The sequence below is a fragment of the Arthrobacter sp. 8AJ genome, assembly GCF_902506025.1.
Lineage (GTDB): Bacteria > Actinomycetota > Actinomycetes > Actinomycetales > Micrococcaceae > Arthrobacter.
Genome location: NZ_LR733289.1, coordinates 3,411,870 through 3,437,427, shown reverse-complemented (window position 1 = coordinate 3,437,427; position 25,558 = coordinate 3,411,870). Strand labels below are relative to the sequence as shown.

18 protein-coding genes and 1 tRNA gene are annotated in these 25,558 nt (G+C 68.3%); 11 read left to right on the top strand and 8 right to left on the bottom strand.

Annotation, left to right across the window (positions count from 1 at the left end; translation table 11 throughout):
- Positions 1-2 precede the first annotated feature (2 nt).
- Complete coding sequence (locus tag BACI349Y_RS15855; protein ID WP_159632939.1) at positions 3-2,246, bottom strand: prolyl oligopeptidase family serine peptidase; 2,244 nt, start codon at positions 2,244-2,246, stop codon at positions 3-5.
- Positions 2,247-2,330: 84 nt separating this feature from the next.
- Here BACI349Y_RS15855 and BACI349Y_RS15850 point away from each other — a divergent pair, with 84 nt between their 5' ends.
- Entirely contained in the window at positions 2,331-4,265 is a 1,935-nt protein-coding gene (locus tag BACI349Y_RS15850) for an FAD/NAD(P)-binding protein (RefSeq protein ID WP_159632938.1), read from the top strand.
- Positions 4,266-4,367: 102 nt separating this feature from the next.
- Here BACI349Y_RS15850 and BACI349Y_RS15845 read toward each other — a convergent pair whose 3' ends face one another.
- Together BACI349Y_RS15845 and BACI349Y_RS15840 are read right to left on the bottom strand one after the other, a co-directional pair.
- Positions 4,368-8,897, bottom strand: coding sequence for an ExeM/NucH family extracellular endonuclease (locus BACI349Y_RS15845; RefSeq protein WP_159632937.1), 4,530 nt, complete (start codon positions 8,895-8,897; stop codon positions 4,368-4,370).
- A 422-nt stretch (positions 8,898-9,319) separates the two neighbouring features.
- A tRNA-Ser gene (locus BACI349Y_RS15840) sits at positions 9,320-9,407 on the bottom strand.
- 108 nt (positions 9,408-9,515) lie between these two features.
- On the opposite strand from BACI349Y_RS15840, the gene BACI349Y_RS15835 reads away from it, so the two are divergent.
- From BACI349Y_RS15835 to BACI349Y_RS15795, 9 genes are all read left to right on the top strand, one after another.
- Complete coding sequence (locus BACI349Y_RS15835; RefSeq protein WP_159632936.1) at positions 9,516-10,499, top strand: NAD(P)H-quinone oxidoreductase; 984 nt, start codon at positions 9,516-9,518, stop codon at positions 10,497-10,499.
- A gap of 120 nt (positions 10,500-10,619) precedes the next feature.
- On the top strand, positions 10,620-11,225 hold the full coding sequence (locus BACI349Y_RS15830; RefSeq protein WP_159632935.1) for a PadR family transcriptional regulator: 606 nt from the start codon (positions 10,620-10,622) through the stop codon (positions 11,223-11,225).
- On the top strand, positions 11,222-11,959 hold the full coding sequence (locus tag BACI349Y_RS15825; RefSeq protein WP_159632934.1) for an ABC transporter ATP-binding protein: 738 nt from the start codon (positions 11,222-11,224) through the stop codon (positions 11,957-11,959). The genes BACI349Y_RS15830 and BACI349Y_RS15825 overlap by 4 nt, the downstream gene beginning before the upstream one ends.
- Entirely contained in the window at positions 11,959-14,814 is a 2,856-nt protein-coding gene (locus BACI349Y_RS15820) for a hypothetical protein (protein ID WP_159632933.1), read from the top strand. The genes BACI349Y_RS15825 and BACI349Y_RS15820 overlap by 1 nt, the downstream gene beginning before the upstream one ends.
- 147 nt (positions 14,815-14,961) lie before the next feature.
- Positions 14,962-17,259, top strand: coding sequence for a carbon starvation CstA family protein (locus BACI349Y_RS15815; RefSeq protein ID WP_159632932.1), 2,298 nt, complete (start codon positions 14,962-14,964; stop codon positions 17,257-17,259).
- The gene (locus BACI349Y_RS15810; protein ID WP_159632931.1) at positions 17,259-17,462 is read left to right on the top strand and encodes a YbdD/YjiX family protein; all 204 of its coding nucleotides are present in this window, start codon (positions 17,259-17,261) and stop codon (positions 17,460-17,462) included. Before BACI349Y_RS15815 ends, BACI349Y_RS15810 begins: the two co-directional genes overlap by 1 nt.
- 78 nt (positions 17,463-17,540) lie before the next feature.
- On the top strand, positions 17,541-18,167 hold the full coding sequence (locus tag BACI349Y_RS15805) for a bacterial proteasome activator family protein (protein WP_159632930.1): 627 nt from the start codon (positions 17,541-17,543) through the stop codon (positions 18,165-18,167).
- A gap of 7 nt (positions 18,168-18,174) precedes the next feature.
- Positions 18,175-18,618, top strand: coding sequence for a hypothetical protein (locus BACI349Y_RS15800; RefSeq protein ID WP_159632929.1), 444 nt, complete (start codon positions 18,175-18,177; stop codon positions 18,616-18,618).
- Between the two features lie 115 nt (positions 18,619-18,733).
- Entirely contained in the window at positions 18,734-19,579 is an 846-nt protein-coding gene (locus BACI349Y_RS15795; protein WP_159632928.1) for an aldo/keto reductase, read from the top strand.
- A 138-nt stretch (positions 19,580-19,717) separates the two neighbouring features.
- Here BACI349Y_RS15795 and BACI349Y_RS15790 read toward each other — a convergent pair whose 3' ends face one another.
- The 3 genes from BACI349Y_RS15790 to BACI349Y_RS15780 form a co-directional block, all read right to left on the bottom strand.
- Positions 19,718-19,903, bottom strand: coding sequence for a hypothetical protein (locus tag BACI349Y_RS15790; RefSeq protein WP_159632927.1), 186 nt, complete (start codon positions 19,901-19,903; stop codon positions 19,718-19,720).
- 94 nt (positions 19,904-19,997) lie between these two features.
- Positions 19,998-20,948 (bottom strand): NmrA family NAD(P)-binding protein, encoded by a 951-nt coding sequence (locus BACI349Y_RS15785; protein WP_201302532.1) that lies wholly within the window; start codon positions 20,946-20,948, stop codon positions 19,998-20,000.
- A 290-nt stretch (positions 20,949-21,238) separates the two neighbouring features.
- Positions 21,239-22,273, bottom strand: a complete 1,035-nt coding sequence (locus tag BACI349Y_RS15780) for a hypothetical protein (RefSeq protein WP_159632925.1) — start codon at positions 22,271-22,273, stop codon at positions 21,239-21,241.
- A gap of 131 nt (positions 22,274-22,404) precedes the next feature.
- Between BACI349Y_RS15780 and BACI349Y_RS15775 the strand changes: the two genes are divergently transcribed.
- The gene (locus tag BACI349Y_RS15775) at positions 22,405-23,646 is read left to right on the top strand and encodes an NAD(P)/FAD-dependent oxidoreductase (protein ID WP_159632924.1); all 1,242 of its coding nucleotides are present in this window, start codon (positions 22,405-22,407) and stop codon (positions 23,644-23,646) included.
- A gap of 104 nt (positions 23,647-23,750) precedes the next feature.
- Here BACI349Y_RS15775 and BACI349Y_RS15770 read toward each other — a convergent pair whose 3' ends face one another.
- Both BACI349Y_RS15770 and BACI349Y_RS15765 read right to left on the bottom strand, forming a co-directional pair.
- Positions 23,751-24,392 carry a hypothetical protein gene (locus tag BACI349Y_RS15770; RefSeq protein WP_159632923.1) on the bottom strand — a complete coding sequence of 214 codons (642 nt, stop codon included), beginning with the start codon at positions 24,390-24,392 and terminating at the stop codon, positions 23,751-23,753.
- A 141-nt stretch (positions 24,393-24,533) separates the two neighbouring features.
- Positions 24,534-25,445 carry a polysaccharide deacetylase family protein gene (locus BACI349Y_RS15765; protein ID WP_159632922.1) on the bottom strand — a complete coding sequence of 304 codons (912 nt, stop codon included), beginning with the start codon at positions 25,443-25,445 and terminating at the stop codon, positions 24,534-24,536.
- Positions 25,446-25,558: the final 113 nt, after the last annotated feature.

The window sequence follows — 25,558 nt, the reverse complement described above, 5'->3', positions numbered from 1 at the left end:
GGTCAGCCTGCCAGCGCTTTCCACAGGAAGTGCTGGCTGCGCGCCTGCAGGGCAGCGGCCTGCCGGTTGTCGGAGGCGCCGGCGTGGCCACCCTCCAGGGCCTCGTGGAACCACACGTTCGGGATGCCCATGGCAAGCATCCGGGCGGCCATCTTCCGTGCCTGCACGGGGCCTACCCGGTCGTCCGAGGTCGCGGTCCAGATGAACGTCTCCGGGTACTCCACCGCGTCCTTGAGCAGGTGGTAGGGCGAGAAGGTCCTGATGTACTCCCACTGCTCGGGAACGTCCGGGTCCCCGTACTCGGCAATCCAGGAGTGCCCGGCGGAGAGCTTGGTGTAGCGGCGCATGTCCAGCAGGGGAACGCCGCAGGAGACGGCCCGGAACAGTTCCGGATACCGGGTGAGCATGTTCCCCACCAGGAGTCCGCCGTTGGATCCGCCCACGCAGCCCAGCCGCCGCGGCGAGGTGACCCCGCGGGAGATGAGGTCCCGTGCCACGGCTGCGAAGTCCTCGTAGGCGCGGTGCCGGTTTTCCTTCAGCGCGGCACGGTGCCAGGCCGGCCCGTATTCGCCGCCTCCGCGGATGTTCGCCACCACATACACCCCGCCGCGCGAGTGGGGGGCCTTCCCGTCGCTGCCGTCCGAGAGCGTGGTCCGCCGCTCCAGCCATGCCCTGCCCACGGTGCCGCTGTAGGCGGGCGTCCGGGACACCTCGAATCCGCCGTAGCCGGACAGCTGGGTGGGGTTCTGCCCGTCCAAAGCCAGGTCCCGCGGAGCAACCTGGAAATATGGGACCCGGGTGCCGTCGTCGGACACGGCGAAGTGCTGCTCCACCTGGTAGTCAGCATCGGCAAAGAACGACGGCGAGGTCTTGACCACCGCATGCCGGCTCACCACGCCGGACGTCCCGGCGCTTCCGCGTTCCAGGGTGCCGCGCATCAGGGTGGTGGGGGTGGTGAAACCCGTGGCGATGAGCCAGAAGTCATCGCCCGCGCCGCCGTGCGCCGGCCCCTCGTCCTCGTCATCCACGGCGTAGGCGTTCACATCGTGCAGCGGCGGGCAGGCGTCCAGGAGCGTGGCCGCCCAGCCGCCGTCCGCGCCGCCGGATGGCCGGGACGGGTCCAGGACCCGGATCTCGGAGGAGACGTCCTTGAGCAGGTTGAGCAGGAGGAAGTTCCGGGTCCAGCTCCAGGACTGCAGGGACGTGTGCGCGTCGGGGGTGAACAGGACCGTGAGATTGCGGCTGCCGGCGAGGTAGTCCTCGAAGTTGGCGGCGAGCAGGGCCCCGGAAGGATACGTGGTGCCGTCCACAATCCAGTCCTGCTGCGGACGGAAGAGCAGCCATTCCCGGTGGGCGCTGACGTTGACGTCGGTGGGAACGTCGATCTGTACCCAGGATCCGTCCCGCAGCACAAAGTTGGAGCGGTTGAAGAAGTCGATGTAGTCCACGGCGAACGTCCGCTCAAAGCCGGGCGTGGAGTCATGGGCCGCCACGGCCATCATGTGGTCTTCCGCTACCTCGAAGAGGCGCGGAGCCGCTGCCAGGGACTCTCCGCGCTTGAGCGTCACCGCCGTCCGCGCGTAGGAGGACGCTGTCCTGGGCAGCCCGTCCGCGGTGGAAGCAACCAGCAGCGTATCGGCATCCAGCCAGGACACGTTGCCCTTCGCTGTCGGGAGGTCAAACCCGCCGCGGGCGGGGTCCACGAAGCCGCGCGCCTCGACGTCGAACTCGCGGTAGCGGTTGGCGTCGCCGCCGTCGGGGGAGAGGGCAAGCAGCGCCAGGCGGTAGGGCTCCCCGGCTGCGGGGCGCAGGAACGTGGCGCCGTGGAACACCCACTCCTCGCCTTCGGCGCGGGACAGTTCGTCCACGTCCAGCAGCACGTCCCATTCCGGGGAGTCGGTGCAGTAGCTTTCCCAAGTGGTCCGCCGCCACAGGCCCTTGGGGTTCTGCCCGTCCTTCCAGAAGTTGTAGTACCAGTCGCCGCGCTTGCCCACCATGGCGATCCGGTCCGTGGAGTCCAGTACTTCCAGGATGCCGGTTTCCAGTTCCGCGTAGCCGCCGTCCTCCAGCAGGTCCTCGGTGCGGGAGTTTTGCTCCTTGACCCAGGCCAGCTGTTCCTCGCCGTAGATGTCCTCCAGCCACACGTTCTCGTCGACGGGTTCCGGCGCGGTTTCCCTGGAGTTGCTGCCGGAGATGTCCCGGCCGGAGCCGGGTACGGACGCTTGATCAGCTGCTGTGGTGGTCATGCGCCCCATCCAAACAACATCCCCCATGGCTGGCAAGTCAAGCGTCCGGCGCACGCTCCGCTTCCAGCCCGTACGCTGGATGGCGTGGAAATATCGCAGAGCAACCGGGCCGTCATCATCGGCGGCGGTCCCCGCGGCACCAGCGTGCTGGAGCGGCTGCTCGCCCACACCGCCGTCGCCGGCAACCCAAAAACGGCCCTGCACATCGACGTCGTGGACCCCTGCCCGGCAGGCCCTGGACATGTGTGGCAACCGGGCCAGTCCCGGCTGTTCCTCATGAACACGCAGTCCTTCTACCCCACCCTGGTTCCCGAGGACCCTGCCCTTCCCGCTCCTGTTGCCGGCACCACGTTCGACCAGTGGCGGGCCCGGCAGCAGCGGGACCCGTTGCCGGCCCTCACCGCGGGGGACCGGGCGGAGCTGGCGGTACTGGGATCAAATGATTTTCCCAGCCGCGCCCTCTACGGACGCTACCTGCGCTGCACAGTGGAGGAATTGCTGGGCACGGCCCCCGACGGCGTCACCATCGAATTCCACGAAACGACCGCTGTGTCGGTGCGTCCCGCGGGGGACGGAATGTTCGACGTCGGCCTGGCCACCGGGGAGGGCATCCGCGCCCATTCCGTGGTGCTGGCCCTGGGGCACATCCCCTCCCGGCTGAATCCTGAACAGCGGGAGCTCCAGGCCGCCGCCGGACAGCTGGGCCTGCAGTACTTTCCCCCCGCCGTCCCGGCGGACGTGGACTGGTCCCTGATCCCCGCCGGCGAGCCGGTCCTGGTCCGCGGCATGGGCCTGAACTTCTTCGACACCATGGGCCAGCTCACCGAAGGCCGCGGCGGCAAGTTCGTGTCCAACGGCGCAGGCCTGGAGTACGAACCGTCCGGCCAGGAACCCCTGATCATCGCAGCGTCCCGGCGCGGGACCCCGTACCGTGCCAAGGCGGCACTGGACGGCTACTACGCCTCCTCCATCACGCTCCGCTACCTCACCGAGGCCGCCATCGGGCGGCTGGCGAAGGCCGGGATCCGCCCTTCGTTCGACCATGACCTGTGGCCGCTGCTGCACCGCGACGCGCTGTGGGCCTACTACTCGACGCTGGTGCGCTCGCAGCCCGGCGCAGTGCCCGACGCGCCCGCGTTCCTCGCAGCGCTGGAGGAAGCCCTGCAGCCGCACGCGCACAGCGCCGCGAACTGGGAGGACGGCGTTGAGAGCGTCCTGGCCGTCCACGTGGGTCCCCGGCACCGCCTGGACCTGCCCGGGCTCGCGGCTCCACTGGCAGGCCGTTCGTTCGATTCCCGCAGGGGCCACGACGCCGCCGTGGTGGAGTTCCTGCTCGACGATGCCCGCCGGTCGGCCCTGGGCGAGGACGATCCGGTCAAGATGGCCATCGCCGCGCTGCACCACGGGCGCGCCGTCCTGAAGACGGCAGTGGCCGACGGCGGCATCACCGACGAGTCATGGGTCGCCGGCCTGCGTGGCTGGTTCGAATCGTTCGTGGAGGGCCTGGCCAGCGGACCGCCGGCGCTGCGCTCCGAACAGCTCGCCGCCCTGGCCAGGGCCGGGGTGGTCAGCTTTGTTGGGCCGGACCCGAAATTCCGGGTGGACCGGAAGGCGGCCATGTTCACCGCTGCTTCGCCGTGGGTTTCCGCGCCGCCCGCCACGGCCCGGACCATGGTGGAAGCACTGGCCCCCGGAAACCGGGTCTCGGCCAACGATTCACCGGTACTGGAGCAGCTGCTGGCCGATGGGCTGGTGCGGCCCAAACTCATGATGACCGCCGAAGGTGCCCCCATCGAGTCCACCGGCCTGGACGTGGAGGCGCACCCGTACCGCCCGGTTGCGGCCAACGGGTCAGTGACCGAGGGCCTGTTTGTGCTGGGGCTGCAGTTGTCGTCAGCGCAGTGGGGCACCGCCATCGCCGCCGAGGCCGTCCAGCCCGGCGGCCCCGCGTACCGCAGTGGCCAGCGCACGCTCCGCGATGCGGACGAGATCGCCGTCGCCATCCTTCGCCGGGCTTAACTCACAGGGCTTAACTCGCAGGGCCTTAAACGGCGATGCGCCATCACTTATGGCCGCTGAACCGGCGGAACAGGGACCACAAGTGATGGCGCATCCAGGGTATTAGCCCCGCAGGCAGGCGCGGTAGGCGGCCATGGCCTGGCCGTAGTTCGCCTGCCCCCTGACGTCAGCGGGACGGGTGGGCTTGACCGGCGGAACACAGACCGGCTGCGCCGGCGTATCGGCTCCCACCAGCACGGCCACCTTCACCACGGTGCCGGACTCGACGGCGGTGAGCACCAGGGTTGCCGCGCCCTCCGCCGCCCCGGCCGGGACAGCCAGGTCCACCGAAGCCGCACCGGCGGCCACCGGTACTGTGCCCAGCGCGGTGACCTTGCCGGCGGCATCGGTGAACGAAGCCTCCAGGGCCGTGTTCACCGGGCTGCCCAGGGAGGTCAGGTCAAGCTTCGAGACCGCCAGGGTGACGGGCCCACCGGGCTTGACCCCGTCGGCGGTGGTGTTGGTGACCGCCACCGAACGCCGCGCGAAGTCCGGAGCCACAGGGCTGCTCTTCTGGAGGTAGCCGATCCAGGCGTCCCGGTCCACCAGCCCGGAATCCCGGGTATTGGTGCCCTCGGTGAAGATCCGGAAGTTGTCGCCTCCGGTGGCCAGGAAGCTGAACGTGCCCACCCGGTAAGACCTGGCCGGGTCCAGCAGTTCACCGTTCACCCGCACCGCGGTGATCCGGTCACCCGCGGCCCGGGCGGCGTCGTAGGTGTAGTTCACGTTCTTGGACAGGCCCAGCTGCAGGTAGGCGCGGCTGGGGACCGTGCCGTCCGGGTTGGTCTGCCACTGCTGCTCCAGCAGGGTCTTGAACTGCGCACCGGTCAGCGACGTGGTCCACAGGTTGTTCACGAACGGCAGGACCGCGTTGGCCTCCGCGTAGGTGATGGTGCCGTCCGGCGCGTAGTACAGGTCGTTGCGCAGGCCGCCGGGATTCACGACGCCGATTTCCGCGCCGCCGAGGCCGGCGGGCTTCAGCGAATCGAGCAGGGAGTCGGCCACCAGGTTGCCCAGGGTGGATTCGCTGCCGCGGTCATCGCGCTTGGCGGCGCCGGTGGCATCGGTGGTGAAAGCCGTGGTGATGTCCTTGGTGACCGAACCCACGGGGTGGTTGCCCACCACAGCGGCGTCCGCCAGGGCCTTCTTGACGATGGCGTCGACGGCGGCCACGCGCGGGTAGGCAGCCACCAGGCCGGCGGCGGCGTCCGTGGTGCGCTTGACGTTCCCGGCCTTGTAGGCGGTCACCTGCTTGCTGGCGGTGTCCACGGTCAGCTGGATCTGGCCCACGTTCTCGCCGTAGTTGCCGGTCTGAACGATGGGCCGGGTCTTGCCCGCCACGCCGGGAACGGGTGCGTCCCAGGCGTATTCCTTGTGGGTGTGGCCGGTGAAGATGGCATCAACGTCGGCGGACGTTTCGGTGACCAGCCTGGCGAACGGGCCGCCGGCTGCCACTTCCTGCTCCAGGGTGGCGCCTTCCACCACACCCGAGCCGGCGCCGTCGTGATCTTCCACGATGATGACGTCGGCAATCTTGTCCGCGGTGATCTTCGCGGCCACCCGGTTGATGGCGTCCACCGGGTCCCCGAAGTCGAGGTCGGCGATGCCGGCCGGCGTCACCAGGGACGGAACCTCCTGGGTGACGGTGCCGATGACGGCCACCCTGACGCCGTTCAGGTCCAGCACGGTGTACTCCGGAAGTGCCGGCTCGGTGGTGCCCTTCTTGTAGACGTTGGCGCCCAGGTAGGGGAACTTCGCATTCGTGCCTCCGGCGATGACGCGGTCGCGCAGGTCCGCCCAGCCGCCGTCGAACTCGTGGTTGCCCACAGCAGATGCCTTCAGTTCCAATGCGTTCAGCACGTCAATGGTGGGCTGGTCCTTGGCGACGGCCGAGGCGAACAGGGAGGCACCGATGTTGTCGCCCGCGGACAGGAACGCCGTGGTCCCCGGAGCGGCGGCGGCGCGCAACTTCTCGATGGTGCCCGCGAACTGGACCGTATTGGCGTCGATCCTTCCGTGGAAATCGTTGATGTTCAGGAGGTTCAGGTCAACAGTGGCAGGTGTGGATGCCAGATCCAGGCCCACCACCACAGGATCGTGGTCGCTGGCGCGGAACTGGTCCGGCGTGTAGTAGTCGGTGACGTTGCTGTTGTAGCGGCTGTACTCCAGCGCCACGGATTCCACCGAGTTGATGTTCCAGATGTCCGCGCCCGTGACCACACCGTTGGCGGCGGGGGAAGCGAGGATGTGGTCGAGTGAGCCCACCAGGCCGCCGAAAAGGTAGGAGTGCTTGGCTGAGCCGTCGGGGTTGCGCGCCTTGTCATCCTGGTTGACATACCCCGCGCCCGTGAGGACGTTGATGGGGTCTTCCTTGCCATAGGAGTTGAAGTCACCGATCAGGAACACCTTGTCGGTGCCCTTGTCCTGCTGGAGGGAGGTGGCAAAGTCCAGCAGGGACTTGGCCTGGGCCGTGCGGGCGAGGTTGGAGGCGCCCTGGCCCTTGTCCGTGTCGTCCGGGGTGGCGGCCGAGCCCTTGGACTTGAAGTGGTTGGCAATGGCGATGAACTCACTGCCCGCGGCCCCGCCGACGGGCTTGAACACCTGGGCCAGCGGTTTGCGGGCGCTGGCGAAGGCAACGGTGTCGTTGTGGATGATGGATTCACCCACGGGTTCTGCCACGGCCTTCTTGTAGATGAATGCGGTGCGGATCATGTCCTCGTCCGTCAGCGGCGGAGCGTTGGCGGGCGTACGGACGTAGTCCCAGATGCCGGGCGTGGGGATGTTCAGGGCCTCGACCAGCTTGGCCAGGGCATCGTCCCGGTCCTTGCCGAACTGCGCGGAGTTCTCCACCTCCATCAGGGTCACCACGTCAGCGCCGGAGTTGCTGATGGCGGCAACGATCTTGTCCTGCTGGCGCTTGAAGTTCTCCGCGTTGGCTGCACCGCGGGCGTCGCAGCCGCCACGGACGGTGATGGGGTTGCCGGCGCGGTCCTCGTAGAACGTGCAGCCGGAGAGCATGTCACCGGTGGTGGGGAAGTAGTTCAGGACGTTGAACGAGGCGATCTTGACGTTGCCGCCAACGGCTGCCGGGGCATCCGTCCGGGTGGCTCCGAAGCCGGCCGGCTGGACCGTAGCCTTGTTGGCCTCGGTCAGGTGGGTCAGCGGCTGGAGCTTCCAGGAATTGTTGGCGTAACCCAGCACCACGTTGGTGGTGAAGTCCACCGGCGAACCCACGCGGACGGGGTCCGCGGTGGTCAGGTACGGCAGGACCTCGGCCTTGGTGGCGGCGTCCTTCAGGAAGTTGGTGCTGGACCCGTCGTCGAGCTTGATGCCGCGGGCAGCGTTGTCAGCCACCACGGCGGTGTACCCGGCGGAGCCGAACGGTGCCACAGCTGTGGGCTGGACCAGGGGAGTGGTCCCGCCCGCCAGGCCAATCTCGCCGTACTGGTTCAGGCTGTAGTTGTCGCTCACCGTCATGGGCCCCTGGGGTGCCAGCAGCATGCCTTCCAGGGATTCGCGGAAGGTTTCCGCGGCGGGAAGGGTGAAGATGGTGGGCTTGACCTCGGGGGCAGCGTCGGTGAGCTTGGTGAGGCCTGCCGCTGCCGTGACGTTGAGCTGGGTCATGCCGTAGTACTCGGCCACTGTGCCCGTCACCTGGATGTAGTCACCGGCCTGCACCGAAGCCGCGGTGGCGGGGGAGTAGACGAAGATGCCGTCGGATGCGGCGTGGTTGGTGGCCGTCAGGTCACCGCCCGTGCCGGGGGTCTGCAGGTAGTAGCCGTTGAGGCCGCCCGTGGGAAAGACTGCCGTGACTTTGCCCTTGGTGGTGACGGTGGCTCCGGCCAGCGGGCTTTCCGTCCCGGTGCCCTGGATCTCCGCGATGGTCCTGGAAACGGGATCCGGCGAGGGCGAGGGCGCGGGGTCGGGAGCCGGAGCTGTGCCGCCCGAAGGTGTTGGCGTGATGGCGCCAAGGAGCGTGAAGTCAGCGGCGTTATTGTTGCTGTCCGCCCCGGCGGCCCTGTTGAGGCTCTTCACATCCGTGTTTCCGGCAGGTGCCGCAGCAGCCTGGGTCTCAAAGGTGTTGGAGGCGCCGTAGCCCAGGAGGTCTGCCACGCCGGCTGTTTCCACCACGGAACCGGTGGGAAGCGCGACGGCGGTGGGCTGCTTGGCGAGCACGATGGTTCCCGAGGCCCCGGCGAAGTTCAGGGCGCTCGCCACCAGGTCAGGCTTGGGCAGGTCTGCGCCGTTGGTGCCATTGCTTCCGCCCTGCACCAGGTAGTAGCCCTTGGCCGGGATGGACCCGGACAGGGCAGCCACCCCGCTGGGCGCCGCAGCGCCGGTCCCGGAGCGGTACTGCACGGACCAGCCCTCAAGGGAGACCGGGGCGTCCGAAGTGTTGTACAGCTCCACGAATTTGTTCTTGTAGGCGGCGCCGCTGCTGCCGCCGCTGAGGTAGGCCTCGTTGATGACAACGGGGGAGGTGCCGGCCGCGGCTGAGACCTCCGCGGCTGCCGGGACAGCTGCCAGCGGGGCGGCGATGAGCCCCGCGGACAACGCTGTGCCCAGCGATAACTTCCATGTTTTTTGATGCATCCGCTCTTACTTTCATTGAGGTGTCCCGGGTGGGGACCCGGTGGAGTGCGTCCGTGGTTGTACCGATCGGACGTGGGCCCGGACCCTGCTCCTGGTCAAGTGGTGTCCGGCACATGACAACAGCGCTGAATGAACGCAGGGTGGCTAGAGCGTGCATTCGGCGGGACGTTCCCCAGCGGAGCGGCCCGCCCTGCGGTCCGGGGCTTCCCTAGCCCGGACCGGAGGTGCTGTTGGCGGGAGTGATGCTGCCGGCAGACACGCAAATGTGCCGGCAGTCACAAACAATACCCGCGGGTAGCTTTGGGTCCCGGGTTCGGCAGGGGATTAGTCCAAAGAATTTACGTCCGCGCAACAAGGCAGGCCGGGGCTGCTTAAAGCAAAAAACCCCTGGCGGCCGGTGCCGGCTGCCAGGGGTTCCCTTGCGGAAGGTAAGAGATTCGAACTCTTGGTACGGGGTTACCGCACACTGGTTTTCAAGACCAGCTCCTTCGGCCGCTCGGACAACCTTCCTCAGCTAGTAGTGTTTCATAGGCGCTTGCCTGCAACAAAACAGGCCCGGGGAAGCGCCCGGTGCACACTGGATGCAGCCAGGATTTTAGTCAAAAACGGGAGAGGTCCATGAAAGCCGTCTACATATCGGAACCGGGCGGCCCGGAAGTGCTGGAAGTGCGGGACGTGGACGCCCCTGTGCCCGGCCAGGGCGAAGTGCTGATTGACGTGGTGGCTGCCGGCCTGAACCGGGCCGATGTCCAGCAGCGCAGGGGCTTCTACCCGCCGCCGCCGGGTGCCTCCGAGGTCCCCGGGCTGGAAGTGTCAGGACGGATCGCCGGCTTCGGACCCGGTGTCAGCAAGCCGTTCTCGCTGGGGGACAAGGTAGTGGCCCTGCTGGCAGGCGGCGGCTACGCCCAGCAGGTGGCGGTCCCGGCCGAGCAGGTGCTGCGCGTCCCCGAGGGGGTTGACCTGGTCACCGCCGCGTCGCTGCCCGAGGTGGCTGCGACGGTGTACTCCAACCTCATCATGACGGCGCAGCTGCAGCCGGGCGAGACGGTCCTCATCCACGGTGCCACCGGCGGGATCGGCACCATGGCCATCCAGCTCGCCAAGGCCTTCGGTGCCAAGGTGGCCACCACGGCCGGAAGTGACGAGAAAGTCAGCACCGCCAAAGCCTTCCTCGGGGCGGATATCGCCATCAATTACAAAGAGGAAGACTTCCCGGAGAGCCTTCGGCGGCAGAACGAAGGCAAGGGGGCTGATGTCATCCTGGACGTGGTGGGGGCCAAGTACCTGCCGCAGAACGTGGACGCCCTGGCCGACTACGGGCGCCTGGTGGTGATCGGCCTGCAGGGTGGAACCAAGGGTGAACTGGACCTGGGGCTGCTGCTGAAGAAGCGGGCGGCCGTGGTGGCTACTGCCCTGCGGCCCAGGCCGGTGGCGGAAAAAGGTGCCATCATGACCGCCGTGCGCGACGCTGTGTGGCCGCTGGTGGCCGATGGCAGGATCCGTCCCCTGGTTGCCAAGACCTTCCCCCTGGACCAGGTGGGCGCGGCGCACCGGTACTTCGACAGCGGCGACCACGTGGGCAAGGTCCTCCTGGTGATGTAAGGCCCAGATGCATACCCGGTATTGCGTTCCGGATGCTTCCGGTTTAGGCTGCCTATACGCGGTATGCACTGGTCTTGGGGGCCTGTGCATACCGGCAATGACTAAGCCCGGGGGAGCACCATGTCGATTCGCCACAGCCTCCTCGCCCTGCTGCAGGACCAGCCACGCTATGGCTACCAGCTGCGGGTCGAGTTCGAGAGCCGCACCGGAGCCACCTGGCCCCTGAATATCGGGCAGGTGTACACCACCCTGGACCGGCTGGAACGCGATTCCCTGGTGGCCAAGGAAGGCGACGACGGCGAGGGCCACGTGGTGTACAGCATCACCGCCGCCGGCAAAGCGGAGGTGCAGAGCTGGTTCGCTGCCCCCGTGGAACGGAACAATCCGCCCCGCAACGAGCTCGCCATCAAGCTGGCGCTCGCCGTCATCCTGCCCGGGGTTGATGTCCAGGCCATCATCCAGGCCCAGCGCGTGGCGTCCATCAGGGCCCTGCAGGACTACACCAAAGCCCGGCGTGACACGGCCGCGAACCAGCGGGCCACGGATACCGCCTGGCTCCTGGTACTGGACTCGCTGATCTTCCAGACCGAAGCGGAAGTCCGCTGGCTGGACCTCTGTGAGGCCAGGATGGTCCAGCAGGCGCAGGCCGCAGCCGCGGGGTCCGCCCGGAAAACGTCCAACGGGGTCACGGAAGACGCCCCGCTCAACGCGGACAGCCGCCGGTGAGCGTGCAGGGGCCGCAGCAGGTCCTGGAACTTGCCCAGGTTGGCCGGACCTTTGGGGAAGGCGCGACGGCGGTCGCCGCACTCCGCGGCGTCGACCTCACCATCTGCGCGGGGGAGTTTGTCGCAGTGATGGGTCCGTCGGGCTCAGGCAAGTCCTCACTCCTCGCCGTTGCCGGCGGACTGGACCGGCCGACGTCGGGCGCTGTCTTTGTCGAATCCACGCCCCTGGCCGGGCTGGGCCTGAACGAACTGGCCCGCCTGCGCCGCCGCGCCGTCGGCTACGTTTTCCAGGACTTCAACCTGGTCCCCACGTTGACTGCCGGCGAAAACGTGGCGCTGCCGCTGGAGCTGGATGGAACATCCGCGAGGAAGGCGCACCGGCAGGCCGCGGATGCGCTGCGGCAGGTGGGTATCCCGGAGCTGGCGGACCGGTTCATGGACCAGATGTCCGGCGGCCAGCAGCAGCGCGTGGCGATCGCCCGGGCCATCGTGGGCCAGCGGCGCCTGATCCTGGCGGACGAACCCACCGGTGCGCTGGATTCGACAACGGGCCAGGGGGTCATGGAGGTGCTGCGCGGCAGGGCCGACGCCGGAGCCGCCGTCATGCTCGTCACCCACGAGGCCAGGCACGCCGCCTGGGCGGACCGGGTGGTCTTCCTGCGCGACGGACGCATCATTGACCAGGCGGCGGCCATGCACGACCCCACGATGCTCCTGACGCAGGCCGGACTCTGATGCCGCTCGACCTCGCTCCCGCGCCGCAGGGCCGCCGGAGCGGCCGCCGGGTTGCCTTGCGGCTGGCCCGCCGCGACATCGCCCGCCATAAGGGGCGCTCGCTCCTGATCGTCCTTCTGATCATGCTGCCGGTGGCGGGCATGACCGGCGCCGCCACCCTCTACCAGAGCTCCCAGCGCACGCCCGGGGAGATTGTCCGGTACGAACTGGGCAACACTCAGGCGAGGTTCAGCGTCCTGACGGTACCCAGCGCTGACTCCCTGCAGGACCCACTCAACGACGGTGTCGTCGCTTCCAGCTCCGGCCGCTACGACCCGGACTTCCAGCGGACAAACCCTGCCGACGCCATTCCTGCGGGCTACGAGGTCCTTCCGCAGCGGACGCTCACGCTGACCACCGGCGTGGGCGCGGCCCTGGTTTCCTTGCCGGGCCGCGAGGTGGACGCGCTCAATCCGGCCTTTGACGGCAAGTACAGCCTGCTGGCCGGCCGCGCACCGCGCGACGGGACGGAAGTGCTCGCCTCGCCCGGGCTGATGACGCGGTTCCACCTCGCCTTCGGCCAGGAATTTACGACGTCGGCAGGAACCTTCGTCCCGGTGGGTACCATCCGTGACGCGTCCGCCGCGGACAGCAACAGCATCCTGTACCTTAAGGCCGGCCAGGCGCCCGCGGACCTGGCACCGGGCCCTTCGACCCGCCAGTCCGTGTCCTATTACCTGGTGGGCCCCGAGCCGGTCACCTGGCAACAGATCAGGGAGGCCAACAGCGAAGGCGTGGGCGTGCTCTCCCGCAGTGTGGTGCTGGACCCGCCGCCCGCCGGCCAGCGCACGGTTCCCGGTTCCCAGCTGCACGACAACACCCCTGTCCTGGTGACCGTCTATGCCACTTTCGGCCTGGTCGGTGCGCTCGCACTGCTCGAGGTAGGCCTGCTGGCCGGTGCCGCTTTCGCCGTCGGTGCCAAGCGCCAGGTACGTGAGCTGGCACTGCTGGCCTCCTCCGGAGCGGACACTGCCACCGTCGGAGCCGTCGTCACTGCCGGTGGACTGTGGCTTGGCAGCCTGGCCGTGGCCGCCGGCGCCGCAGTGGGGCTGGGGGCTGCGGCCGTCGTCGTCCACGTGGTCCGTTCCACCGGCTCCGCCCGGCTGGCCGGCCTGCACCCGGACCTCCTCCTGACAGCCGTGGCCATGGCCATGGGATTGGGCGCCTGCCTGCTGGCCGCATTGGTCCCGGCGCGCCAGGTGTCAAGGCAGGCCGTCCTGGGTGCGCTCAAATCCGGGCGGGCGCCAGCGCCCACGGGGCGCCGCACCACGGTGGCCGGCGTCGTCGCGCTGGCACTTGCCTCAGGGCTGCTGATGGGCGGCTGGCTTCTCAGCAATTCCACGAACGATCCCGACCAGCGGGCGGAGCAGTTGCCGCTGGTGGTCACGCTGCTGATCGCGGGCGCCGTGCTCGCAGTTGCCGGCCTGGTGCTCCTGACGGGATGGCTGGTCCAACGGCTCACCTCAAGGACCCAGTGGCTGTCCCTGTCCCTTCGCATGGCCGCCCGAGACTCGGCCCGGAACCGCGGCCGGAGCGTGCCCGCCGTGGCCGCGGTCCTCGCCGCCGCCACCCTGGCCAGTGCCGCCCTGGTGCTGTCAGCCAGCCAGCAGGCCGGGCTGCGGGACTCGCATTACTGGGGCGCCCTGGAAAACCAGGCGTACCTGCCGCTCACGGTGGACCAGCCACTCGCTGCCGATGGCAGCATGCGGCCGCCCGTGCACATTGACGCCGGCGTGCTCTCCGCAGCGGTGGATGGTGCCCTGGGGACGGTTCAATCGACCCGGCTCATCACCGCCCCCGCAGGCCTGCGGAACTGCCCGGAGGGCCCCGCCGATCCTGGCCTGCCGGCGCTGACGGACACCTCGAATTGCCTGTTGTTTTCGCTTGCCAGGCCGCAGGCCAATACGTGCCCGACGACACCCGTGGGACGGGTAGTGGACCCGGGGGACTGGCGGTGCCGCGGGTCCATGGTCAATGAACAGCCCTCCGGCAGGGCCATCCTGGTGGGCGGCGCGGACGACATCCGGGCAGTGTTGGGCCGCGACCCCTCTGCGGAGTCCCTGGCGGTGCTGGAGGCCGGCGGGATGGTGGTGACCAACCCCGTCTTCGTCCGTGACGGATCTGTCCTGCTGCAGGCGCAGGATGTGCGGACCCAAGGGCCGGCGCCGTCAGGGCCGGGCACGGTGCCCTCAGTGGTGAGGAGCACTTCCCTGGCCGCAGCGGTGCTTGAGCCGGTGGTCCCGGCCCCATACTTCGGCGTCGTCTCTCCGGAAACCGCGGCACGCCTGGAGCTCCACGCTGAACCCGCCGGGCTGCTTATTCAGCTGGCGAAGTATCCGTCGGAGGCCGAGGCGGATGCAGCCTCCGCCGCCATCGCGGACGTCTACCGGCAACCCGGCATGGCCTTCCGGGCCGAGCCGGGCATTTCCCAGGGCAGCCAGTGGATGACCTGGTCCATTGTGGCCGCGGCGGCCCTCATCACGTTCAGCGCAGCGGGCATCACCACCGGCCTCTCCCTGGCCGATGCCCGTACGGACCATGCCACCCTTGCCGGGGTGGGCGCCTCACCACGGCTGCGTAAGGCCCTGGCAGGATCGCAGGCCCTTTTCACCAGTGGCGTGGGCGCCCTGCTGGGAGTGCTGGCAGGGGTGGTACCTGCGCTCCTGCTTGTCCTGTCGACGGACATGCGGACGGCAGTGGACATTCCCTGGCTGCACTTGCTGGCCCTCGTGATGGCGGTACCGGTGACGGGCGCGGTGCTTGCCTGGACCTTCACCCCGTCCGGCCTGCCCTTGTCCCGGCGCAGCCTGGCGTAAGGGCAGAGCCTCCGTCCCCTCATTCGTCGCCGCGTCGCTGCCGCTCACCGCACGGCCCGGCGCCGCGCCGCCGTCGGCCGCTAAAGCGCGGACCGGCGTTGGTAGGGTGCCCAGTAGGAAAAGTGGGAAATCTCTCAAGGAGGAGACATGGCCGGAGTGCCTGACCAACGGAAGAACGGATCCCGGGCGGAGGGCGGGCTGGCTACTGATCCGGATCTTCCCCCGCCTGCCGTGGACGGCGCCCGGCTCGACGCCGAGGACCGGAAATGGACTCCGGCAAAGATCGCACTCTGGGCCGCGATCGCCCTGCTGGGCGGCGTCGCCTGGTTCATGCTGGCCATCGTCCGCGGCGAGACCGTCAACGCCATCTGGTTCGTCTTTGCCTCCGTGTGCACCTACCTGATCGGGTACCGCTTCTACTCCAAGGTGATCGAACGCTACATCACCAAGCCTGACGACCGCCGCGCCACCCCGGCCGAGTACAAGGCGGACGGCAAGGACTACGTCCGCACGGACCGCAACGTGCTCTTCGGGCACCACTTCGCAGCCATCGCCGGCGCCGGCCCACTGGTGGGCCCGGTCATCGCGGCCCAGATGGGCTACCTTCCCGGCACCATCTGGATCATCGTCGGCGTCGTCTTCGCCGGCGCCGTCCAGGACTACCTGGTGATGTTCTTCTCCATGCGCCGCGGCGGCCGCTCCCTGGGCCAGATGGCCCGCGAGGAACTCGGCGTCATCGGCGGCACGGCAGCCCTGATCGCCACCCTGCTCATCATGGTGATCATCGTGGCCATCCTGGCCCTCGTCGTCGTCAACGCCCTGGGTGAAAGCCCGTGGGGCGTGTTCTCCGTGGGCATGACCATCCCCATCGCCCTCTTCATGGGCGTCTACCTCCGCTACCTGCGGCCCGGCAAGGTCATGGAAGTCTCCATCATCGGCTTCGTCCTGCTGATGGCCGCCATCATCGGCGGCGGCCTGGTGGCCCAGACCGAATGGGGCGCAAACGTGTTCCACCTGGACAAGGTGACCATCGCCTGGGGCCTGATCATCTACGGCTTCATCGCCGCCATCCTGCCGGTGTGGCTGCTCCTGGCCCCGCGCGACTACCTCTCCACCTTCATGAAGATCGGCGTGATCGTGATGCTCGCGCTGGCCATCATCGTGGTCCGTCCCGAGGTCACCGTTCCCGCATTCAGCGAATTCGCCAGCCGGGAAAACGGACCCGTGTTCTCCGGGGCCCTGTTCCCCTTCCTGTTCGTCACCATCGCCTGCGGCGCCCTGTCCGGCTTCCACGCCCTCATCTCGTCCGGCACCACCCCCAAACTGGTGGAGAAGGAACGGCAGACCCGCTACATCGGCTACGGCGGCATGCTGATGGAATCCTTCGTGGCCATCATGGCCCTGGTGGCAGCCATCTCTATCGACCGCGGACTCTACTTCGCCATGAACGCCCCCGCAGCCCTCACCGGCGGAACCGTGGAAACGGCAGCCACCTGGGTCAACAGCCTGGGCCTGGCCGGGGTGAACATCAGCCCGGACCTGCTGTCCGAGACCGCCCGGAACGTGGGCGAGCAAAGCATCGTGTCCCGGACCGGCGGCGCCCCCACGCTGGCCGTGGGCCTGGCGCACATCATGCACCAGTTCGTCGGCGGCACCGCCCTCATGGGCTTCTGGTACCACTTCGCCATCATGTTCGAGGCGCTCTTCATCCTCACCGCCGTCGACGCCGGCACCCGCGTTGCCCGCTTCATGCTGCAGGACTCCATCGGCAACTTCGTCCCCAAGTTCAAGGAAGCCTCCTGGCGCCCCGGTGCCTGGCTCTGCACCGCCATCATGGTGGCAGCCTGGGGCGCGGTGCTGTTGATGGGCGTCACCGACCCGCTGGGCGGCATCAACACCCTGTTCCCGCTGTTCGGCATCGCCAACCAGCTGCTCGCCGCCATCGCGCTGGCCGTGGTCCTGGCCATCGTCGCCAAGCGCGGCACCTTCAAGTACCTGTGGATCGTGGCCCTGCCGCTGGCGTTCGCCGCGGTGGTCACCATCACGGCGAGCTACCAGAAGATCTTCTCCTCCACCCCGGCTGTGGGGTACTTCGCCAACAACGCCGCCTTCAGCAAGGCGCTGGCCGACGGCAAGAAGGAGTTCGGCACCGCGAAATCGGTCGCTGCGATGGAAGCCGTGGTCCGCAACACGGCCATCCAGGGCTGGCTGTCCGTGATCTTCGTGGTGCTGAGCATCATCGTGATTGCGACGGCGGTGCTCGCCACGGCCAAGGCGTTCCGGGACCGGTCGGCAGGGGTGGCCACCACGGACAACGAGGACCCGGCTGTTCCGTCGCGCGTCTTTGCCCCCGCCGGGCTGGTGCCCACAACCGCCGAACGCGAGCTTGCTGCGGAGTGGGCGAAGGTGCCCGCAGAGGCCCGCCTTGAACGGGCCAGGCACTGATGAGCACGGGCATGGCCCTGGTGGCCAACGGGTTTCGCGGGTTTGCCCGCTACCTGGGCGGCGTCATGGGCGCGGACGCGTACGCCAAGTATTTGGAACATCACCGGGCGGCCGGGCATGCAGAAGCACCCCTGACCGAGCGGGAGTTCTGGCGGGACCGCACCGACCGCCAGGACAGCAATCCCCAGGGCCGGTGCTGCTGATTGAGCCCGCAGCGGACAAGCCTGCCACAGGGCTTCACCGGTGGGCCCTGTGCCGATGGGCCGTGAGAGTATGAACGCATGAGCGATCCCAATGACACTCAGGCAGCTGAGGACCTCCCTGTAGAAGGCACCCCCGTTGATGACAACGAGGCACCTGTCCAGGCCCCGTCTGACGGGGACGGCAGGCCGCGGGGCAGCAGCCTGCAGGACCTGGTGGATGAGCCCGCCAAAGTGATGCGGATCGGCACCATGATCCGGCAGCTCCTCGAAGAGGTGAAGTCCGCACCCCTGGATGACGCCGCGAGGGGCCGGCTCGCCGCCATCCACAAGCGCTCCATCAAGGAGCTTGAGGACGGCCTCGCACCCGAGCTGGTAGCGGAACTGGACCGGATCAACCTGCCCTTCTCCGACGACGCCACGCCCTCCGATGCCGAGCTCCGGATCGCCCAGGCCCAGCTGGTGGGATGGCTCGAAGGCTTGTTCCACGGTATCCAGACCGCCATCGCTGCCCAGCACGCCGCCCGGGAACACGCCGCAGCCCAGCTGCAGCTGCGCCAGCTGCCGCCCGGCACCATGATTGCCCCCGGCGTCGTGATTGGGGAAAACGGCGAGCCACAGCGGGCCCCGGCCGGCGCCCGGCCGGGGCAGGCTGCACGGCCCGGCCAGCGTGAGGACCCGGACCACGGCCCGGGCCAGTACCTGTAGGCCCCGCTTGGGCTTTTTCAGCGCCGCCAGGCAGGGGCGCAAGGATGACGCGGAACTGGGCAAGGGGTTGTGGCGCCGCGCGCACGACCGCTTCCATCGGGGACTGGACCGCTTCCACCAGGTCCTCGAGGGCGTGGAGGATGACCAGCTGTATGGCGAGCTGGTGGACATCGCCAACCAGCTCGCTGCCCTGCTTCCGCGCGTCCGGACTGTCTGCATGGAGGCGCAGCGGCGTGCCCCAAGCGACGGGCTGGACATACCGGCGGCCCTGGCGGACGTCCATAGATCCTTGTCCAAGGCAGGGAACTCGCTGGCAACGACGGCAGAAGCGGCGGCTATGCTGCGGCTCGCCGTGGGGCCGGTACCGGTGGGTGCAGCATCCGTCCACCGCCGCGCCGAGTCTGTCTTCCAGCAGGTGGAGGACGCCGAGAGGCAGCTTCACGCGGAATAGCTGCGCGGGTGCCGCCGGAATATTCCCGATTTGGAAGCTTACTTTCCAGTTAAGCGTGTGGCTGACAGGCCCGAATCAGGGGCGCCGGGGCGGGCAGCTTTGGCAGGATGAAAGCATGACTTTTTCACCTACCTTGACTTTCAACGACGGAAACACGATCCCTCAGCTCGGCTACGGTGTGTGGCAGGTTGAGGACGACGTGGCTGAAAAGGTCGTGCGCCAGGCGATCGAGGCCGGCTTCCGGCACATCGACACCGCAAAGATCTACGGCAATGAGGCAGGCGTGGGCCGTGCCATTGCAAGCTCCGGCCTGTCTCCGGAAGAAATCTTCATCACCACCAAGCTGTGGAACGCGGACCAGGGCTACGAGTCCACCCTCGCCGCTTTCGAGGAGTCCATGGACCGGCTCGGCCTGGAAACCCTCGACCTGTACCTGATCCACTGGATGCAGCCCAAGCAGGACAAGTACGTTGACACCTGGAAGGCGCTGATTGAACTCCAGAAGCGCGGACGGGTGAAGTCCATCGGTGTCTCGAACTTCACTGCAGAGGGCCTGCAGCGGCTTATCGACGAAACGGGCGTGGTTCCGGCCATCCACCAGATCGAGCTGCACCCCTACTTCAGCCAGCGCGAACTGCGCGAGTTCGGTGCCGCCAAGGGCATCCTGACCCAGGCATGGTCCCCGCTGGGCCAGGGCGGGGAACTGCTGCAGGACCCGGCGGTCGTCTCCATCGCTGCCAAGCACCAGGCCACCCCGGCCCAGGTGGTCATCGCCTGGCACCTGGCGATCGGCAACGTGGTGATCCCCAAGTCTGTGACGGAGTCACGGATCAAGGAGAACTTCGCAGCCCTCGAGGTATCCCTCGATCCGGAAGACGTCGAAGCCATCAACAACCTGGACCGGACCGCCGGCGGCGAAGGCCGCATCGGACCCGATCCCGCGGTCTCCGACTTCGCCTAGGCCGCGACGGCGGCACCGGTCCCAGCGGCCGGTGGAAGCCCGCCAAGCCAAACTCCAGCCCGTGCTGCCGGCAACCGCCAGGCAGCACGGGCTGAGGCCTTTAATGTGGGCTGTACCGGGCCCGGAGGACGCGGCCGGTCAGGCAGCGATCTGGACGTGTTCCACGGTCACGGCGTCCACCACGGCCCAGCTGTCCTCGCCGTGGCAGTGCCGGCCGGCGAAGCGCTCGGCTTCTTCAAGCGTGTCAAAGACCTCGGACCGGGCCCGGCCGCAGTCGGCGTCGAAGTACGTCACGTGAAATTCCTGTGTTGCTTGGTTTTCCATGAATCCAGTCTGCAACCGGGGTCTGACATTTGTTGGAACCGACTCCGCGTGTTGTGGACAGACGCGAGTAGGACGAACCGGGAATTGCCGTCCATCAGTGCCCGGGATGAGCGATCGTCCGATTTCTCCCGTCGCCGGTTGTCTCCTTCAGGTGCGCTTCGAGGACATCGCGGACCGAGGTCCACTCTTGCCGGCCATAGCGGTCGTTGTTGACGTGCTGAAGCTCCGCCTCGCCGCTGAACATGCTGACGAAGTACTGCATGCCCTGCCACGCCGGGAAGGCCTGGTCATTGTCCTTCGAGAAATGGCGGCCGATCCTGCTTATGGCCGCCAAGACTGTGGTGGTCCCGGCCCATTGCAGGGCGAAAGGCGTCTCTGTGAGTTCGGTCATCGTCCGGGCTATGCTGCGCGCCGTGACGCGGTCGCCGGCTATTTCGACCACGCGGGGCGCGTCCTCATCGAGGGCGGTAAGGGCGACAAACCTTGCGACGTCATCTTTGGTCGTGAAGTCGAGGACCTGGTCCGGTGAGGACCAGAACAGGACCCGGCGGCGCTTAAACAGGATCATCGGCGCCTGCCCGGTGAGCATGTCGGTGAACGCCCCGTTCAGCACGGAAGTTACACGGAGGGGTGCGGCGTCGAGTTGGGCGGCGAACTCGCGGCGGAGCTCGAAGTTGCGGTTGCTGCCGGGGGTGACCCGGCGGTAATCCGCGGAGTAGTCCGACGGGATGAACCGCGCCACCCCTGCTTCGACGGCGGCCGCAAGGAGCGACCGCTGCGCGTCGACGATCACCGGACGCGCACCGCTGACGGCGGAAATGACGGTATCTACTCCGGACAACGCGGAGGCGAGGGCGGCCCGATCCGTGTAGGCGGCCTCGTAAATCTCCACACGGTCCTCCCTGCCGTAGATGCCGTGGGCCGTTCCGCTTCCGGGGCGTGTCAGGACCCGGACCGCGGCGTCGCGGCGGAGGAGTTCGCGCACGATGCGCTGGCCGAGGTCACCGGTGGCTCCGGCGACGAGGACGGTGATGGTAGTGATGATTTGCTCTTCTCGGTAGGTGTCGGTGCGGCGCCGGCGGGAGAATCTGTGCGAGGCCCACGGGTTGCAGGAGCCCAAGCGATGCCCTGCGCAGGGACGCCGGCGGGCGGCCGGGCCGCCCAAGCCCAGGCCGTTCGGATTTGGCCCCCATGCAGAAATAGTACTTGGCGACGGCGAGGGCTGGCCGCGGCCGAGCAGGGGAGTGCTTGCCAGTGGGTGGAAACATCTACAGCGTAATGGCGTCTTCAAGGGCGATAGTGGGAGGTGACGTTCCCCAGCCTTCTGTGAAGCAGTTATTTGCTGCCCAGGCGGAGTACGCGCTCCTGCGCCAGCATGGCGGTCCGGCTGGCTTTGTCTGCCGCCCGTGCGGCCTGTTTCGCTTCGGCCGCGGTGGTGGCCAGCCGCTTGCGGGAGCGGTCAAGGCGTTCTTCGGCGGCCTTGAGCCGGCTCCTGAGTTCAGCCGTTTCCTGCTGCAGGTCCGCGATGTCCGCACGCGCCTGCTCTTCCTGCTCCCGCAGGCCGCCGGCCAGTTGGGATGCTGCTTCTTCGGCCTCCAGGGCCTCCGCGAGGGCGGCCCTGGCCCGTTCCAGCGCGGGCGGCGAGGCCGGGCGTGGAGTCTGCCGGACTGCCTCAAGCCGGGGCTTTGCCGGAGTTGGCCCGGTGCCGTGCGGCGGCGTCGTCCGCGTCTTCGATGCCGCCACGTTCGCCGCCGGCGTTTCCCCGCCCGGCGGCTTCGCTTCTGCCGTCTTCTTACCGGCCACCCGCCGTGCAGGCGGAGGAGTACCGGCGGCCCGGTTCGGCGGTGCGGCCGGAAGCAGTCCGGGGAGGGCCACCGCACCGTCCAGGTCCACGTCGTTGACGCCGTCTGCGGAGAGGACTTTCAGCAACCGCCCGCTGGCAACGGCGTTGGCTGCACCCGTGTCTGCCGTCAGGGCCCGGAGGGTTTCCTCGACGTCGGATGCCATCCCGTCGCTGATGGGCCGGCCCTGCTCCCGGGCCACAGCCCGGGCGGTGTCGACGGCGTCTGCGAGCATGGTGCGCCGCTCCCGGCCGAGTTCGCGCAGGGCAGCGGCGTCCCGCGAGTCCTGGGCGGCCCGCATCCGTGCCCCAAGGTCGCCCAGCCGGGCCGGCACGTCCGGCCGCTGCCTGGCAAGCATGTTGAGCGCCCACGCGGCGACGGACGGTTTCGGCAGTCCCCGCACCGCTGCCGCGAGGTCCTTGTCCCGGCCTGCTGCCTCCTTGGCGGCGGCGGCGCGGGCTGGAATGAAGTCCTCCAGCGCCCCTGCATACAGCCGGTCGGCAATGTCCGCCAGGGCTTCGTCTTCCATGCCGCCATCTTAGGGGCCGGGAACGCTGCCTTTCGCAGATTCACCGGCGTGGGAGCCCGGCACACGCCCCCACGGCGGGTACGGGAAAAGGCACCCTGTTACTCAAACGCCGGGAGGGGTAAGTTGCACGAATGGACGATTCATATCAGGTCATCGTGGTTGGCGGCGGATTTGCCGGGAAAGCTGCGGCTGAAGAGTTGGGCCGCAAAGGTGTCCGCGTTCTGCTGCTTGACGCCAACAGTTACCAACAGTTCCAGCCACTCCTCTACCAGGTGGCTGCGTCCCAGATCGGCGTGTCCACGGTGACGCGGCCGCTGCGCGCGGAGTTCCGCGGAATCAACAGCGTCCGGGTCCTGACGGCGGAGGTGACCGCCATCGACGCGGCGAACCGGACCGTGACCACCGCGGACGGTTCCACCTACCGGGCCCAGGCCCTGGTCATTGCCACGGGGGCAGTTCCGAATTTTTTCAACACCCCGGGCGCGGATGAGCATGCCTACCCGCTGTACTCGGTGGCGGATGCAACGCGGCTCAGCGCGGCCATCACCGCCATCCTGGACGAGGCCGACCGCGAGCCCGGGGCAGGCGCCGACGTCATTGTGGTGGGCGGTGGCCCCACCGGCGTCGAGACTGCCGGCGCGCTGGCCGAAAACGTCAAATACCTCGTGCCGAAGTACTTCTCGCCGGAGCTGGCGGATCGCTGCCATGTCCATCTGGTGGATATGGTTCCAAACGTCCTTGCGGCCTTTTCGGAGAAATCGCAGGCGTATGCCCGGGACCGCCTCACCAAACTCGGCGTGCAGCTGCATATGGGCCAGCCCGTGGCTGACGTCCGCCCGGACGGGGTGACCCTCAAAGACGGGACGGTGATTCCTGCCCGGGTGGTGGTGTGGGCCGGCGGGCTGCAGGCCGGGCGGATCATTACCGAGTCCGGCCTGAAGCAGGGCAGGGGCGGCCGCGTGGACGTCCAGCCCGATCTGAGCGTCCCTGACGTCGAGGGCGTCTATGTGCTGGGCGACTCTGCCAACATCACCGACGCAGCCGGGAACAAGCTGCCGCAGCTCGGGTCGGTGGCCCAGCAATCGGGTAAGTGGGCGGCCCGCAACATCTACGCGGACCTTACCGGCGGTGTGCGCGAGCCCTTCCGCTACTGGGACAAGGGGTACATGGCCATGGTGGGACGCGGCGCGGCGGTCGCGGAACTGGGCCGCCGGCGCCTGCAGCTGCAGGGGCCCTTGGCATTCGTGTCATGGTTGGCGGTCCACCTGGCCCTGCTCCCCGGATTCCAGCAGAAAGTCAGGGCGCTGTTTTCCTGGGCCAACGGCTACGTCACCCACAGCCCCTCCCAGGTGGTGGTGGGCAGGCCGGATTAGGGCCCTTCACCCGGCGGATGGGGCTGGCTGCCGGGCGCCAGCCCCGGTGGGCTGGCGCCAGCCCACCGGGGCTGGCGCCAACCCGGTGGGCTGGGCCGCCGTCGTCAGTTCCTTTCGAAACTCACCAGACGGCCCGCAACGGCCCACCCGGATGCCTCGTAGGAGGCGGCAGCGTCCGGGTGGACCACCATATGCAGGTACTCGGCGCCATGGAGGAATGCCTCCTCCGCCATCGCAGCGAACAGGCCCCGTTCGAAGGCCTCTTTCCCGGGCCCCTGCGGGAGTTCCGTGATGGCCACCGCCGCGAAGGCATCCCGCACCTGGATGCGTCCCTTGGCGACGGGGTGGTCGAAAACGGTGATTTCGACGGCGTCATAGGTCTCCATCGGTGCCAGGGCCACCTGGGAGTTTTCAGGGAGCTCCACAGCCGCGTCGAGCCCGGCTGTCGGGGCCATGAGCAGGACCTGCTCAGCCACGGGAGCGAGGCCGCCGGGTGCCAGGCCCTCTGCGGCGCCGGCGTCGGCGCAAAGCAGGGTAAGGCGCACACTGGGTTCGCCAGCGGCCTGGCCTGCAAGTTTCTCAGCGTCAGGTCCCGGCCAGCCAGCCACGTACTCCTTGCCTGCGGGGTCCTGCCCCATGCCGGCCTCGACGACGAAGCCCGCGCCGATGGGGTCTGCGCCGCGTTCCTGGAGGTCCGCCCAGGCGGGAACCCAGCCGATTGCGGGAAGGCCGTGTTGTTCCGGCATGGGCAGTTCCTCACGTTCGGCAGCGTCAGGACAGGTCCTTCCGATGCGGCTTGGCAGGTTCCCTGTCAACGTATCGGATCGGCACGTGGGCCGCCAGCGGACCGGCACGGCGAGCCAGGGCTGACGCTTCGGTGCAGTGGGTCAGGGCAGGTGGGCGAAGGGCATGCCTGCCGCGAGCAGTTTGTCCACTGCCTGTTTCAGGCCTTCCGCTGTTCCGCCGTTGGGGTGGTTCCCGTGGCAGATGACCACGTCCCCCGCCCGGGCCTTGCCCACCTCCCTGGCAACGACGGCGGCGGGATAGGTTGCGCCGCCGTCGCCATTGATGCTGAAGCCCACCGGCTTGACGCCCAAAGCACCCAGGATGTCCGTGGCGACGTCGTCCATGTAGGCGGTGCCTGGGCGGAAGTACCGGGGACGCTTACCCGTAATGCCTGCCAGGGCGTCATCGTTCGGCATGACCTCGTCATAGACTTCCCCGGCGTTCCGGGTGCCCGGGATGCCATACGCCGTATTGCCGGTGGTGGACAGCGGCTTGTGGGAAGTCCCGTGGTTGGCCACCTCGAAGAGGGGGTCCGCCGCAAGCTGCCGCGTGGCAGCGGGGTTGGCATTGATCCAGCGGGAGTTCAGGAAGAGCGTGGCCGGGATGTGGCGTTGGCGCAGCGTGTCGAGCAGCGCCTGGTCATAGCCGCTGCCGCCGGGGCCGCCGCAAAAGTCAAAAGTAAGGGCGATTCCCTGTGATGGGGGCGGCAGTCGCGTCAGGACTCCGGGTGCCTCCAGGCCCCAGTACCGGGCCGGGTGCTTCCCGTAGGTGTCAACAATCCGGGCGCGTGACGGTACGGGCGCTGCCGGCGTGTTGGGGGCGGGCGCGTCGCCGTCGGGGCCGGAGTGCAGGACGGTCGAGCTGGTACCCGCTGCATCGTCGGGCGCCGGCGTATCCGATCCCCTCACTTGGTGCTTGGGATGCGGCTGCAGGTCGGGCACGGCGGAGGACATCGTCAGCACTGCCGCCAGCAAAACCGCCCTGCGGCCGGGGCCCTTCCCGTCCTGGCTCATATGCCGGGGGACCTGTGGTTCCACCGCTAGTTCCCCTTCCGAATCTGTTCTGCGGCCCGTGCCCGGCTTGCCCTGTCCGGGCCGGCAGACGGAGAAGATGCGGGCAGGCTGCA

What these genes read in the sequence shown, in the direction of transcription:
- BACI349Y_RS15855 (WP_159632939.1), bottom strand. Translation starts at nt 2,246, where the DNA reads ATGACCACCACAGCAGCTGATCAAGCGTCCGTACCCGGCTCCGGCCGG.
- BACI349Y_RS15845 (WP_159632937.1), bottom strand. Translation starts at nt 8,897, where the DNA reads ATGCATCAAAAAACATGGAAGTTATCGCTGGGCACAGCGTTGTCCGCG.
- BACI349Y_RS15835 (WP_159632936.1), top strand. Translation starts at nt 9,516, where the DNA reads ATGAAAGCCGTCTACATATCGGAACCGGGCGGCCCGGAAGTGCTGGAA.
- BACI349Y_RS15830 (WP_159632935.1), top strand. Translation starts at nt 10,620, where the DNA reads ATGTCGATTCGCCACAGCCTCCTCGCCCTGCTGCAGGACCAGCCACGC.
- BACI349Y_RS15820 (WP_159632933.1), top strand. Translation starts at nt 11,959, where the DNA reads ATGCCGCTCGACCTCGCTCCCGCGCCGCAGGGCCGCCGGAGCGGCCGC.
- BACI349Y_RS15815 (WP_159632932.1), top strand. Translation starts at nt 14,962, where the DNA reads ATGGCCGGAGTGCCTGACCAACGGAAGAACGGATCCCGGGCGGAGGGC.
- BACI349Y_RS15810 (WP_159632931.1), top strand. Translation starts at nt 17,259, where the DNA reads ATGAGCACGGGCATGGCCCTGGTGGCCAACGGGTTTCGCGGGTTTGCC.
- BACI349Y_RS15805 (WP_159632930.1), top strand. Translation starts at nt 17,541, where the DNA reads ATGAGCGATCCCAATGACACTCAGGCAGCTGAGGACCTCCCTGTAGAA.
- BACI349Y_RS15795 (WP_159632928.1), top strand. Translation starts at nt 18,734, where the DNA reads ATGACTTTTTCACCTACCTTGACTTTCAACGACGGAAACACGATCCCT.
- BACI349Y_RS15790 (WP_159632927.1), bottom strand. Translation starts at nt 19,903, where the DNA reads ATGGAAAACCAAGCAACACAGGAATTTCACGTGACGTACTTCGACGCC.
- BACI349Y_RS15780 (WP_159632925.1), bottom strand. Translation starts at nt 22,273, where the DNA reads ATGGAAGACGAAGCCCTGGCGGACATTGCCGACCGGCTGTATGCAGGG.
- BACI349Y_RS15775 (WP_159632924.1), top strand. Translation starts at nt 22,405, where the DNA reads ATGGACGATTCATATCAGGTCATCGTGGTTGGCGGCGGATTTGCCGGG.
- BACI349Y_RS15770 (WP_159632923.1), bottom strand. Translation starts at nt 24,392, where the DNA reads ATGCCGGAACAACACGGCCTTCCCGCAATCGGCTGGGTTCCCGCCTGG.
- BACI349Y_RS15765 (WP_159632922.1), bottom strand. Translation starts at nt 25,445, where the DNA reads ATGAGCCAGGACGGGAAGGGCCCCGGCCGCAGGGCGGTTTTGCTGGCG.